13 protein-coding genes are annotated in these 12075 nt (G+C 71.8%); 10 read left to right on the top strand and 3 right to left on the bottom strand.

The features are described 5' to 3' along the window. Positions 1-65 precede the first annotated feature (65 nt). The 7 genes from H4696_RS39945 (at position 66) to H4696_RS39975 (ending at position 6692) form a co-directional block, all read left to right on the top strand. Entirely contained in the window at positions 66-1757 is a 1692-nt protein-coding gene (locus tag H4696_RS39945) for a S8 family serine peptidase (protein ID WP_169735126.1), read from the top strand. Positions 1758-1838: 81 nt separating this feature from the next. Further along, the gene (locus H4696_RS39950) at positions 1839-2645 is read left to right on the top strand and encodes a hypothetical protein (protein WP_143265312.1); all 807 of its coding nucleotides are present in this window, start codon (positions 1839-1841) and stop codon (positions 2643-2645) included. A gap of 66 nt (positions 2646-2711) precedes the next feature. Beyond that, positions 2712-3467 carry a hypothetical protein gene (locus tag H4696_RS39955; RefSeq protein ID WP_192782793.1) on the top strand — a complete coding sequence of 252 codons (756 nt, stop codon included), beginning with the start codon at positions 2712-2714 and terminating at the stop codon, positions 3465-3467. Further along, entirely contained in the window at positions 3464-4243 is a 780-nt protein-coding gene (locus H4696_RS39960) for a hypothetical protein (protein ID WP_143265143.1), read from the top strand. The genes H4696_RS39955 and H4696_RS39960 overlap by 4 nt, the downstream gene beginning before the upstream one ends. 48 nt (positions 4244-4291) lie before the next feature. Then, entirely contained in the window at positions 4292-5077 is a 786-nt protein-coding gene (locus tag H4696_RS39965) for a hypothetical protein (RefSeq protein WP_143265144.1), read from the top strand. Continuing rightward, positions 5074-5901 carry a hypothetical protein gene (locus H4696_RS39970; RefSeq protein ID WP_086861735.1) on the top strand — a complete coding sequence of 276 codons (828 nt, stop codon included), beginning with the start codon at positions 5074-5076 and terminating at the stop codon, positions 5899-5901. The genes H4696_RS39965 and H4696_RS39970 overlap by 4 nt, the downstream gene beginning before the upstream one ends. After that, the gene (locus tag H4696_RS39975) at positions 5898-6692 is read left to right on the top strand and encodes a hypothetical protein (protein ID WP_086861736.1); all 795 of its coding nucleotides are present in this window, start codon (positions 5898-5900) and stop codon (positions 6690-6692) included. The genes H4696_RS39970 and H4696_RS39975 overlap by 4 nt, the downstream gene beginning before the upstream one ends. On the opposite strand, the gene H4696_RS39980 is transcribed toward H4696_RS39975, so the two are convergent. Then, positions 6670-8163, bottom strand: coding sequence for a S10 family peptidase (locus tag H4696_RS39980; protein ID WP_086861737.1), 1494 nt, complete (start codon positions 8161-8163; stop codon positions 6670-6672). The genes H4696_RS39975 and H4696_RS39980 overlap by 23 nt on opposite strands. 31 nt (positions 8164-8194) lie before the next feature. Between H4696_RS39980 and H4696_RS39985 the strand changes: the two genes are divergently transcribed. From H4696_RS39985 to H4696_RS39995, 3 genes are all read left to right on the top strand, one after another. Further along, positions 8195-8854: an endonuclease V gene (locus H4696_RS39985; RefSeq protein WP_086861738.1), complete on the top strand. Its 660-nt coding sequence runs from the start codon at positions 8195-8197 to the stop codon at positions 8852-8854. Then, the gene (locus tag H4696_RS39990; RefSeq protein ID WP_086861739.1) at positions 8851-9534 is read left to right on the top strand and encodes a uracil-DNA glycosylase; all 684 of its coding nucleotides are present in this window, start codon (positions 8851-8853) and stop codon (positions 9532-9534) included. The genes H4696_RS39985 and H4696_RS39990 overlap by 4 nt, the downstream gene beginning before the upstream one ends. A gap of 84 nt (positions 9535-9618) precedes the next feature. Further along, the gene (locus tag H4696_RS39995) at positions 9619-10953 is read left to right on the top strand and encodes an NAD(P)/FAD-dependent oxidoreductase (protein ID WP_086861740.1); all 1335 of its coding nucleotides are present in this window, start codon (positions 9619-9621) and stop codon (positions 10951-10953) included. Positions 10954-11005: 52 nt separating this feature from the next. Here the strand turns inward: H4696_RS39995 and H4696_RS40000 are convergent, their stop codons facing one another. Both H4696_RS40000 and H4696_RS40005 read right to left on the bottom strand, forming a co-directional pair. After that, entirely contained in the window at positions 11006-11173 is a 168-nt protein-coding gene (locus tag H4696_RS40000; RefSeq protein ID WP_158104339.1) for a hypothetical protein, read from the bottom strand. 78 nt (positions 11174-11251) lie between these two features. Next, entirely contained in the window at positions 11252-11962 is a 711-nt protein-coding gene (locus H4696_RS40005) for an NUDIX hydrolase (protein ID WP_086861741.1), read from the bottom strand. Positions 11963-12075 lie beyond the last annotated feature (113 nt).

Below are 12075 nucleotides of genomic sequence, written 5' to 3' on the forward strand. Positions count from 1 at the left end.
ACGGTGCAGGAACCGCTTTCCCGAGGAGGAGAATCGTGAAGAGACCCAGGCTTCTCGCCGCGGCCATGGCCGTCCCGCTGTTCGGGGCGATCTCGGCCGTCGCGGTGCCGGCGGCTTCGGCCCAGCCCGCGCTGGCCGGCCCGGCGACCGAGTTCACCGTGCTCGCCAAGGACGTCCAGAGCATCGCGACCGCGCAGCAGGCGATCCGGGCCGCGGGAGGCACGGTCCTGGAGACCAACTCCGCGGTCGGCCTGATCAAGGCCAGTGCCCCGGCCACCGGGTTCACCGAGCGCGTGTCCTCGAACCGCGCGGTGTTCGGTGCCGCCAAGGCGCAGGTCATCGGCTCGGTGCCGAAGAACGGCAAGAAGACCAAGAGCGACAACGTCGAGAAGGAAGGCCGCGGCGCCGCGGCCCAGAAGGCCGCCGCGAACAAGGCCGTCGGGATGGACCCGCTGGACGACCAGCTCTGGGGCCTCAAGTCCGTCCGCTCGGACCTTTCGCGCACCAAGCAGGCGGGCAGCAAGCAGGTCAAGGTCGGCGTCATCGACACCGGCATCGACGGCACGCACCCGGACATCGCGCCGAACTTCGACGAGGCCGACTCCCGCAACTTCACCCGCGACATCCCGACCGACGTCAACGGCGTCGAGGTCGACGGCCCGTGCGAGTTCCGCGGCTGCGTCGACCCGGTCAACCACGACGACGGCGGCCACGGCACGCACGTCGCCGGCACCATCGCCGCCGCGGCCAACGGCTTCGGCGTCTCCGGTGTCGCTCCGAACGTGACGCTGGTGAACATCCGCGCCGGCCAGGACTCGGGCTACTTCTTCCTGCAGCCGACCGTCGACGCGCTGACCTACGCCGGCGACGCCGGCATCGACGTGGTCAACATGTCGTTCTACACGGACCCGTGGCTGTACAACTGTGCCGCGAACCCGGCCGACTCGGCCGCCGAGCAGGCCGAGCAGCGCACGATCATCGAGGCGACGCAGCGGGCGCTGAACTACGCGCACCGCAAGGGCGTCACGATGGTGGTCGCGCTGGGCAACCAGCACACCGACCTCGGCGCGCCGCAGCCGGACACCACCAGCCCGGACTACCCGGCGAACACCACGCACCCGCGGCAGATCGACAACGCGAGCTGCCTCAACCTGCCGGTCGAGGGCAACCACACCATCGGCGTCAGCTCGTTCGGCCCGTCGCAGAAGAAGGCGGACTACTCGAACTACGGCACCGAGCAGATCTCGGTCTCCGCGCCGGGCGGCTTCTTCCGCGACGGTTTCGGCACCCCGTGGTACCGCACGGTCGAGAACGAAATCCTCTCGACGTACCCGAAGAACGTCGGGGTCGCCGAGGGCAACATCGACGCGGACGGCAACATCACCGAAGCCGGCCTCGCCGCGGGCATCAAGAAGGCGACGGCGGCCGACGGCCGGGTCGGCTACTACCAGTGGCTGCAGGGCACGTCGATGGCGACCCCGCACGCGACCGGCGTCGCGGCGCTGATCGTCTCGCAGTACGGCAAGAAATCGCACGGCGACTTCGGCCTGGACCCGGACAAGGTCCAGCGGGTCCTCGAGGGCACGGCGGCGCAGATCGCCTGCCCGGTGCCGCGGACGGTGGACTACCTCAAGGAAGGCCGCGACGCGACGTTCACGGCCACCTGTGAAGGTGACCCGTCGTTCAACGGCTTCTACGGCCACGGCGCCGTCGACGCCTACGCGGCGGTGACCCGCGGGTCGCAGTACCTGAAGTAACGAAACTCGAACTGGAACGCCCCGGACAGGCAACCTGTCCGGGGCGTTCCGCGTGTAAAGCGGGACTTGGGGGAGGTTTCGGTGAATACGCATGGACCGGTGCGGCCCGGCGAACCGACGTACCGGGAAGTCGTCGCCACCGGCGCGTGGCTGGCCCGCCACGGCGCACTGACGCGGGTGCCGACCCGGCTGATCGCGGTCCGGGTCGGTGCCCGGTCGCGCGAGCTGGCGCCGATCTTGATCCTGACCGCGGTGCTCTACTTCTGCCTGACGGTCGTGAAGCTGGCCTCCGGCGACCACGTCCTGTTCCACGTGTACCGGGAGCTGCTGATCGCCGCGGTGTTCGCGGTCTGGCTGCTCGTCCGCGGGCAGGGGGTGTGGAACCGCGACGCCCTCGCCGGGCACCCGAACCCGCCGGGCGACCGCCCACGCGCGGCAGCGGGACTGCTCGGCGGCTGGTACTTCGCGTCGCTGGCGTGGACGTTCGCCGGCGGCGCGGCGCTCTACGCGGCGCTCGCCGTGACGAGACCGGAGGACCGCACCGGCGCGTTGCTGTCACTCGCGATCCTCGCCGTGGGGCTCGTGCCGGCCGCGCGCGTGCTCTTCCGTGCGTTCTTCGCCCGCGTGATCGCCGAGGACGAGCCATCGGCGGCGGTCGACGGGGTGGTGCGGGCCCAGGACGCGCACGTGTTCGCACTGCCCGCGCTGTTCGCGGTGCTCGCCGCGGGCAACGCGTGGACGTCGTGGGTGGTGGTCCAGGGCGGGCACGCGGTCATCGCGGTGGGGACGCAGCTGACCGCCTGGCTGCTGTTCGGTCGCCGTCCCCTCCCGCCGGGTGCGTACGGCCTGCCGTTCGAGGTCGGTGGGGGTGCTGGTGGAGGTGCGTGACGTGGGGCGCGCCCGGTAAACCGATTCGGCTTCCCGGACGTGCAAGACGGGACAGGGGGAGGTCCGATGGTGGAAGTGGCGTGGACGACGCTCGCCGAGAGACAGGCCGCGCGGACGTGGCTGGCTCGCCACGGCGTGGAGGTGGCCGAGCCGACGCCGCTGCTCGCCGTGCGTGCCGGGGCCCGGGTGCGGGCCACGCGGTCCTACCCCGCCTACAGCGTGCTCTCCGTCGTGATCTGGTTCGTCGCCGTCTTACCGCCGGTCCCGGTGCTCGCCCGCTTCCTGGCGTTCGCCGCGTTCACCGCGGCTTTCCCACTGCTGCAGTGGCGCCGGGTCCGCGCGGCCGATCGCGCCGCCGCCCGCCTGGTCGCCGCGGGCGCCCGGCCGTCGTTCCGGGTGGCGGCGGGGCAGGTGGGCCGGTGGTACCTGGCCTCGGTGGTGACGACGTTCGGTGGCGGCGCTGTGCTGTGCGCGACGCTCGCCGCCAACCCGGTGAGCTGGGCCGCCGCGCTGGTGGTCGGCGGCGCGGGCGTGGCGCTGGTCCTCGGCCGGGTCCTGCGCGCCCCGGTGATCGCCGAGGACGCGGCTTCACGTGCCGTCGACGCGGCTTTGCGGACCTACGACTCCCGGGAGTTCGCGGCGCCGTTCGTATTCACGTTCCTCGCTTGGCTCGACCTGGCCACCGACTGGCCGTCGCCCCCGACGCGGATCGTGCCGGTGGCCGCGTACGTCGTCCTGGTGCTGGTGGTCCACATCCGCGCCGCGCACGAGGTCCGGGGCCGGCGCCTGCCGCCCGGCCACTACGGAACGGAGATCCGGTGAGTGGCGTGACGGAAGCGGAGCGGGCGGCGGCGGGGCGCTGGCTGGCCAAGCACGGCGTCGAGGTGCCGACGATGACCGACCTGCTGGCGTCGCGCCTGGGTTTCCGCGCCGGCGCGCGCCCGCCCGGGTGGTGGCGGTGGTTCGCCGTGGCGCTCCTGGGGTTCGTGGCGGCGACCATCGGGTTCACGAGCCTGGGGTCGCTGCCCGGTGTCCGCGGCGGGGAACTGACGGGCAGCTCGTACGTCTTCTTCCTCATCATCGCCCAGCACCTCGGCTACTGGCTGCCGGCGCGGGTCCGCGACCGCCAGGCGCTGGCGCGGTACGGGACGCTCGGCGGCCCGCCGCGTACCGAGGTGTTCGGCTGGTTCCTCGCGGTGCCGGTGGTCACCTTCGGCGGCGGCGCCGCGCTCGCCGTGACGATCTTCGCCACGACCCCGTTCCGCACGTACGCGGGGAGCTGGCTCCTGCTGCTGGTCGTGGGCGCGGCGGTCACGGCCGCGATGGTGACCGACGTCCAGCGGCGTCCCGTCATCGCGGAGGACGCGACGTCCCGGGCCGTGGACACCGCCCTGCGGCCGCACGACCTGCTGACGGCGCTGCCCGCGGTCTACGCCGTTCCGGTGCTGGTGGATCCGCTGGTCGGCGACGCGCAGCCGCCGCAGTGGCGGCCGTGGCTCTTCGGCTACGTCGCTCTCGCGGTGGCGATGCAGGTCGTCGTGGGCGTCGCGCAGCGGCGGCGGGTGCGGGCCGCGCTCGGCGAAATCGGCGGCCGGTAAACCTTTCCGCCGCTTCGGGCGTGTACGCGGGACAAGGGGGAGGTTTCCGTGGGTGGAGAGGTACCGAGACCCATCGACGCGGCGATGGCCGTGCAGTGGCTGGCCCGGCACGGGGTCGTCGTGGGGACGCCGGTCCCGCTGCTGTCCCTGCGCCTCGGCGTGCGGGAACGGCTGCGCACCAAGCACCCCGGCGTGGGCTTGGCGGTGGGGTTGGTCATCGCCTTCGTCAACACCTTCGGCATGGAGTTCGCGCACGAGGCGTTCGGGGACCTGGCGGTCGGCAGCGGCTTCATCCTCGGCGCACTGGTCGTCCTGGCGCAGGTCTGGCGCTGGGTCACGGTCCGCGAATCCGACCGGCCGGCGGCCGCGCTGGTGCGCCCGGCCGCGCGGCCGGCCCTGAGCTGGACCCTCGGTCTCCTCGGCGGCTGGTACCTGGCATCGGTGGTGGTCGCCTACGCCGGCGGGCTGGTGCTCTTCCTCGCGCTGGCGTCGTCGGCCGCGCCGTTCTGGCTGGGGCTGCTGGCGCTCGGTGCCGTCCAGTCCGGGTTCGTCTGGTGGTCCGTGCTGCGGGAGCCGGTCGTCGCGGTCGATCCCGCGTCGTTCATGGTCGACGCGGTGCTGCGGGTGGAGGACGCGCACTCCTACGCGGCGCCGGCCGTCCTGCCGTACCTGGCCTGCGGTGACCTCCTCTTCGCGGTGCCGGTTCCGCCGTCGTCCCGGCCCGCTGTCGTCGCGTACGCGGTGCTCGCGGTCGGGACGCAGGTGGTGGGCTGGGTCCTGCACCGCCGCCGGTCCCGTGTCCTGCGGCCGAACCTGGAGGTGGTTCCCCGATGAGGTCCGAACCGAGCCGCGCCGAGTTCGTCCGCGCCGCGGTGTGGCTGGGCAGGCACGGCGTCCGCGTGGGGGTGCCGACGCCCCTGCTCGCGACGCGCCTCGGCGGCCGCACGGGCGGGAACGCGCTGCCGCTGCTGATCCGGCTGGCGGTGTTCCTCCTGCTGGCGGCCGCCGCCGCGGTCGGCTACCAGTGCCTGCAGTACCTGCCCGGCGTCCGCGGCGTGGAGATGACCGAGAGCAAGGTCCTTTACTTCCTGCTTGCCGGCAATCAGCTGGCCTTCTGGTCCATGATCCGCGCGGGGGACCGGCGAGCCGCGCGCCGCCTGGGCGCCCGGCGGCTCGACCGGCCGCGCCCGTCGTGGCGGGAAGTGCCGGGCGGCTGGTTCCTCGCGTCGACGGCGGTCACCTTCGCCGGGGGAGCCGCGCTCGCGATCACGATGTTCCTGGCGACCCCGTACCGGACCTACGCCTGGAGCTGGCTCGGCGTGCTCGCGCTGGGCGGAGTCGTCTTCGGCGTGATCGCGACCGGGATCGTGCGGCGGCCGGTGCTCGCGGAGGACGAGCCGTCCGCCGCCGTCGACGCGGTGGTGCGGATCGAGGACCTCTACCTGGTGATGCCTGCGTACTACGCGTTGCCGGTGCTCTTCGACCTGCTCACCACCAACCGGCAACCGCCCGGCTTCGGGCCCTGGCTGATCGGCTACGCGGGGCTCGCGCTGGCCCTGCAGCTCGTGGGCAGCCTGCGCCACCGGCGGCGCCGCCCGGTACTCCCGCCGGGCGACTACGGCGTCCCGCTGCCGGCCCAGCCCGGGGTGGCCCGGTGATCGCGGTGACAGCCGCCGAGCGGGCGGCGGTCAAGTGGCTGGCGGTGCGCGGTATCCGCGTTTCCGAAGCGACCCAGCTGCTGACCTACCGGCTGAGCGTCCGCCGCGGCAAGAGCGAGCCCGGTGCATTCACCTACGTGTTCGTCACCAACGCGGTGCTCGTCATCGGCGTTTTCGGGTACCAGGTGGTGCCCTGGCTGGACCGCGCCGACCTGCCCGACGCCGGGGTCCCGTGGTTCGTCTGGACGTCGCTGGTCCTGACGAACTGGCTGCAGATCCGCGCCGGCGACCGGCGGGCGGTCGCCTGGCTGGGCGACGAGCGGCTGATCCGGCCCCGCCCGCCGTGGCGGGAGGTGGTGAACGGCTGGTACGCGGCCTCGCTGGCGGTCACGTTCGGCGGCGGCGCCGTCCTCGCGGTCACGATGGTGGCCGGCGGCTCGGTCTGGGCCCGCTTCTGGCTCGGCGCGATCGTCCTCGGTGCGGCGGTCGAGGCCGTCGTCCTGACGAGCATCGTCCGCCGCCCGGTCATCGCGGAGGACGAGGGTTCGCTCGCGGTCGACACCGTCACGCGGCTCCAGGACGTCCACTGCACCGTGCCGTCGTTGTTCGCCGTCCCGGTGCTCGTGGACCTCGGGTACCCCGACCTGCCGGGCAAGGCGTGGCTCGCCGGTTACGTCGCGCTGGCGGTGACCACGCACGTCATCGGGTACTTCGCCCAGCGGCGGCGGGTTCCCCCGCTGCCGCCGGGCGCCCGCTACGGGCCGGGACTCAGCGGTTCGACGCCTTCTTGACGAACTTCGCCAGGTCCTTCGACTGCTGCACCCGGCTCGGCTCGTGGATGTACATCATGTGCCCGGCCGGGTAGTACGCCGTGTCGATGTTGTCGCGCAGTTCCTCCGGGATCCGCAGGTGGGCCAGCACGTGCTCGGCCGCGAAGTACGCCGTCGCGCCGTCGTAGTGGCCGAACGCGACGTGGACCTTCAGGTGCGGGTTCGCGCGCATCGCCGAGCTCAGCGAATCGACCACCGACACCGAGCGGCCCTCGAACTCCTTGTACGACCAGGCCTTGAACGTGTCCTCGTGGATGATCTCGTACGGCAGGTCGTTCTCGTACCCGAGCTCCGCCCGCACGTAGTGGTTGAACGCCGCCGCGTAGGCGCCGACCACGCGGGAGATCGACGGGTCGTCGCTCATGTGCTCGCGGCCGCCGTCCGGCTCCCACGTCGTGAACCGGCCGTCCATCCGGCCGACCGTCAGGCCGCGGTCGCGCAGCAGCTCGGTGAAGAACCGGACGTGCTCGATCCGCAGGTTCACCCGGTCCACGTAGGACTCGGTGAGCCCGGTCAGCGACGCCAGCGTGGCCACCGCCTCGGCCCGGTCCTGCGTGGACAGCCGCGCGCCGCGGGAGAGCGCCCACGGCAGGTCCTTGGCCGCGAAGTCCTCGGCGTCGGCGAGGACGTCGTCGAGCGGGCGGTCGCCGTGCAGGCCGTGGTAGTGCGCGATCGCCGCGTACGTCGGCACGTACAGCGAGTACGGCAGGTCGTTGCCCTCGGTGAACTGCAGCGTGCCCAGGTCGAGCACCGACGAGATGAGCAGCAGGCCGTTCACGTAGAGCCCGTGCCGGTCCTGCAGGTGCGCGGCCAGCCCGGCGGCGCGCAGCGTGCCGTACGACTCGCCGGCCAGGAACTTCGGCGACAGCCAGCGCTGGTGCCGTGACACCCACAGCCGGATGAGCTCGCCGATCGACTCGATGTCGCCCTGGTAGCCGTGGAAGTCCTTGGTCTCCTCGCCGCCCGCGACCCGCGAGTAGCCGGTCGACACCGGGTCGATGAACACCAGGTCGCTGTGCGCCAGCAGCGTCTCGGGGTTGTCGGCCAGCCCGTACGGCGGCGGCACCAGGTCGTCGACGTCGCCGGAGAGCACCCGGCGCGGGCCCAGCAGGCCCAGGTGCAGCCAGATGCTCGACGAGCCGGGGCCGCCGTTGAAGGCGAACGTCACCGGCCGCGTGCCCGGGTCGGCGTCGTCGAGGGTGTAGGAGGTGACGAACACCTCCGCCTTCGCCTTGAAGCCCTCCGACTTGCCGTCCTTGACGACCTCCTTGCGGAGCACGACCCGGCCCGCTTTCGCCGTGTACGCGAGCTTCTTCCGCTTCACGGTGAGCGTGTGCTGGGTCGTGACGATGTCATCGGTCGGCTCGGCCGGGATCTCCGTGGTTTCCGGCGCCTTCTTCTCGGGAGCCTCTTCGGGGGTCGTGTCCGCCATGGCCCCAACTTAGTTGTGGCAGGGTGACTTGGTGCACACCGGGGACTGGCCGTCGACGGCCGAGGAGGCCCTCGCCGTCCAGGAAGCGTTGCGCGGCCGGGTCGAGCTCACCGGCGACCTGCCGGAGCTGCCGCCGACGGTGACCGGCCTCGACGTCGCCTACGACGAGGACGACGGCATCGCCGCGGCGGTCGTCACCCTGGAGACCGCCGGCCTCACCGTGGTCGAGGAACGCACGCACCGCGCGAAGGCCGTCTTCCCGTACGAGCCGGGCCTGTTCGCCTTCCGCGAGCTGCCACCGCTGCTGGCCGCCCTCGACGCGCTGGAGCACGAGCCGGACGTCCTGGTCTGCGACGGCCACGGCCTCGCCCACCCGCGGCGCTTCGGCTTGGCCTGCCACCTCGGCGTGCTGACCGGGCGGCCCGCGTTCGGCGTCGGCAAGACGCGGTTCGTCGGCACCCACCCCGAGCCCCCGGCGACCCGGGGCTCGTCGGTGCCCCTGGTCGACGCCGGCGAGGAGGTCGGCGCGGTGCTGCGGACCCAGGACGGCGTCAAACCGGTGTACGTCTCGGCCGGGCACCGGATCGACCTGGCGCACGCCTGCCGGCTGACCCTGGCGCTGACCCCGCGCTACCGCCTGCCCGAGACGACCCGCCGCGCCGACCGGCTGTCCCGGGCGGCGCTGCGATGAGGTCCCTGGCCGAGCTGGACGCCGCCGTGGCCGGGTGCCGGGCCTGCCCCCGGCTGGTGACCTGGCGCGAAGGCGTCGCGGGCACGAAAGCGGCCTTCCGCGGTGAGGAGTACTGGGCGCGCCCGGTGCCGGGCTTCGGCCCGCCCGACGCGTCGCTCGCGGTGGTCGGGCTGGCGCCGTCGGCGCACGGCGCGAACCGCACCGGCCGCATGTTCACCGGCGACCCTTCGGGTGACTTCCTCTTCCGGGTGCTGCACGAGGTCGGGCTCGCGTCGCAGCCGACGTCCGAGCGCATCGGGGACGGCCTCGAGCTGTACGGCACGCGGCTCGTCTCGCCGGTGCGCTGCGCCCCGCCGGAGAACAAGCCGACGCCGGCCGAGCGGGACACGTGCCGTCCGTGGCTCGCGGAGGAGCTGACGCTGTTACGTCCGACACTGCGCTCGATCGTGGTGCTCGGCGCGTTCGGCTGGCAGGCACTACTGCCCGTGCTCGCCGCGGCCGGCTGGCCGGTGCCGCAGCCGCGGCCGGCGTTCGCGCACGGCGCGGTCCTGGAGCTGGGCGACCTGCGTGTTTTCGGCTGTTATCACGTGTCGCCGCGCAATGTCCAGACACGGCGCGTGACCCACGCCATGGTGGCGGACGTCTTCCGCGCCGCGACCTCGGTGACAGGCCACGACTGAATCGTTACGGAAACCGCAGCGACGCTGGTCACAGCCGGATGGGGCCCCCGAGCGAGGTCGCGGCGAAGGTGTCACCATGAGGACATGGCTGCTGCGAAGTCGAAGTCGGAACCGACTCGGATCCTCGTCCTCGGTGGTGGGTACGTCGGGCTCTACACGGCCTACGGCCTCCAGAAGATGCTCCGGGCCAACGAGGCCTCCGTGACCGTCGTTGACCCGCAGCCCCACATGACCTACGCGCCGTTCCTCCCGGAGGCCGCGGCCGGCGCGATCGAGCCCCGGCACGTGGTCGTGCCGCTGCGGCGGGTGCTGAAGCGCTGCCACGTGCTGACCGCGCGCGTCACCAAGATCGAGAACGACAAGAAGTCGGTCACGGTCGAGGCCGCCGACGGCCACATCGAGCAGCTCGGCTACGACGTCCTCGTCGTCGCCCTCGGCGCCGTCGCGCGCATCCTGCCGATCCCCGGCCTGGTCGAAGAGGGCATCGCCTTCAAGACCATCGGCGAGGCGATCTACCTGCGCAACCACATCATGACCAAGCTCGACGAGGCCGCCAGCACGCTGGACCCCGAGCTGCGCAAGCGCCTGCTGACCTTCACCGTCGTCGGCGGCGGGTTCGCCGGCATCGAGGCGCTGGCCGAGCTCGAGGACATGACCCGCTTCGCGGTGGAGAACTACTACCCGAACATCCAGCCGTCCGACGTCCGCTGGGTGCTCGTCGAGGCCGCCGGGCGCATCCTGCCCGAGGTCCGCGAGACGCTCGGGGTGTACACGGTCGAGCAGCTGGAGAAGCGCGGCATCGAGGTCTACCTGTCGACTGCGGCGAAGTCGTTCGAAAACGGCCACGTCGTGCTTTCGGACGGCACGGAGTTCGACACCGACACGATCATCTGGACCGCCGGCGTGAAGGCCAACCCGGTGCTGGCCAACTCGGACCTCCCGCTCGACAAGCGCGGCCGCCTCGAGGCGACGGCCGCGATGCAGGTCGTCGGCCACCCGGACGTCTGGACCGCGGGCGACAACGCGGCGATCCCGGACCTCTCGCGCACCGAGGAAGACCCGACGGCGACGTGCCCGCCGAACGCGCAGCACGCGGTCCGCCAGGCGACCCTGCTGGCGAAGAACATCATCAAGGTGATCCGCGGCGGCAAGCCGAAGGACTACTACCACAAGAACCTCGGCGCGGTCGCCAGCCTCGGCCTGCACAAGGGCGTGGCCGACGCGCTGAACCTGAAGATCAAGGGCTTCCCGGCGTGGCTCTTCCACCGCGCGTACCACCTCAAGGCGATGCCGACGTGGAACCGTAAGATCCGCATCCTGTTCGACTGGATCCTCGGCGGGTTGTTCCGGCGTGAGGTCATTTCACTGGGGCAGATCAACAACCCGAAGGACGAGTTCGCCCGGGTTTCGAAGTCCTGACGGTTTCGCTTTCGAAGGCCTCCTGCTTTGGTGCGGGAGGCCTTCGGCGTTTTCAGGGGTCGCCGACAGCCCGGACATCACCTTGCGTCGCGTGCACCTCGGTCTGGCCGACGGGCTCGGCCGAGGCGTAGCCGACGATCCCGCCACCCAGCACCGCGCCGATCGTAAAGGCCAACGCCACCATCCGGATCGCGCGCCCGGCTTCACAGTGGATCTCCATGCCGCCACTTCCCGTCAATCTGACGATTACTGTCCCCATGACGGTAACCCCGCCTGTCAGTTAACGTCAAGCTGACGATTAAGGACGACTCCGCAACATCGCCGGGTGCAGCACGGTCGCCGGCCCGCGCCGGTACAACGCCGCCGGCCGGCCCGGCTGCCGCGAAACGCGTTCCCCGGTCGGGATCAGGAACCCCTCGACGCCCGTGATCTTGCGGTGGAAGTTGCGCGGGTCGAGCTGCTCGCCCCAGACGATTTCGTACACCTCGCGCAGGTCCGTCATCGTGAACTCCGGCGCACAGAACGCCGCCGCCAGCGTCGTGTACTCCAGCTTGGCGCGGGCGCGCTCCACCGCGTCGGCGATGATCTTCTTGTGGTCGAAGGCGACCTGCGTCCGGGGCCGCAGGACCTTCTCGACCGGCATGAGCACGGCGTCGCGCGCGTCGCCGCCCGCGACGGGGGCCGGGAGCTGGGGCGAGAACGCGACGTAGCAAACGGTGATCACGCGCTGCCGGGGGTCTCGCCCGGGTGTGCCGTACGTGCGCAGCTGCTCCAGGTGTAACGCTTTCGCGTCGAGACCCGTTTCTTCGGACAGCTCACGAGTGGCGGCGTGGTCGAGGTCCTCGGACGTGGAGGCGAGGAAACCGCCGGGGAGCGCGAGCATTCCCTCGTACGGGGGGATTCCCCGCTTGATCAGCATGATCTGCAGGGAACCGTCGTGGATCGTCAAGACGGCGAGGTCGACGGCGAGCGCGACCTCGGGGATCTTCCACTCCTCGGGCTCAGGCATGTTCGACAGCCGGGGAAGCCACCGCGACGGAACTGTCCATAGTGCACAGTGTAGCGGGCGGTCAATATTCGTCTCGTTGACGAGAACGGTCCGTCAGGTCTACCTTGCACCCT

The organism is Amycolatopsis lexingtonensis, assembly GCF_014873755.1.
In the GTDB taxonomy this organism is placed as follows: domain Bacteria; phylum Actinomycetota; class Actinomycetes; order Mycobacteriales; family Pseudonocardiaceae; genus Amycolatopsis; species Amycolatopsis lexingtonensis.

What these genes read in the sequence shown, in the direction of transcription:
- H4696_RS39945 (WP_169735126.1), top strand. Translation starts at nt 66, where the DNA reads ATGGCCGTCCCGCTGTTCGGGGCGATCTCGGCCGTCGCGGTGCCGGCG.
- H4696_RS39955 (WP_192782793.1), top strand. Translation starts at nt 2,712, where the DNA reads ATGGTGGAAGTGGCGTGGACGACGCTCGCCGAGAGACAGGCCGCGCGG.
- H4696_RS39970 (WP_086861735.1), top strand. Translation starts at nt 5,074, where the DNA reads ATGAGGTCCGAACCGAGCCGCGCCGAGTTCGTCCGCGCCGCGGTGTGG.
- H4696_RS39980 (WP_086861737.1), bottom strand. Translation starts at nt 8,163, where the DNA reads ATGGCGGACACGACCCCCGAAGAGGCTCCCGAGAAGAAGGCGCCGGAA.
- H4696_RS39990 (WP_086861739.1), top strand. Translation starts at nt 8,851, where the DNA reads ATGAGGTCCCTGGCCGAGCTGGACGCCGCCGTGGCCGGGTGCCGGGCC.
- H4696_RS39995 (WP_086861740.1), top strand. Translation starts at nt 9,619, where the DNA reads ATGGCTGCTGCGAAGTCGAAGTCGGAACCGACTCGGATCCTCGTCCTC.
- H4696_RS40000 (WP_158104339.1), bottom strand. Translation starts at nt 11,173, where the DNA reads ATGGAGATCCACTGTGAAGCCGGGCGCGCGATCCGGATGGTGGCGTTG.
- H4696_RS40005 (WP_086861741.1), bottom strand. Translation starts at nt 11,962, where the DNA reads ATGCCTGAGCCCGAGGAGTGGAAGATCCCCGAGGTCGCGCTCGCCGTC.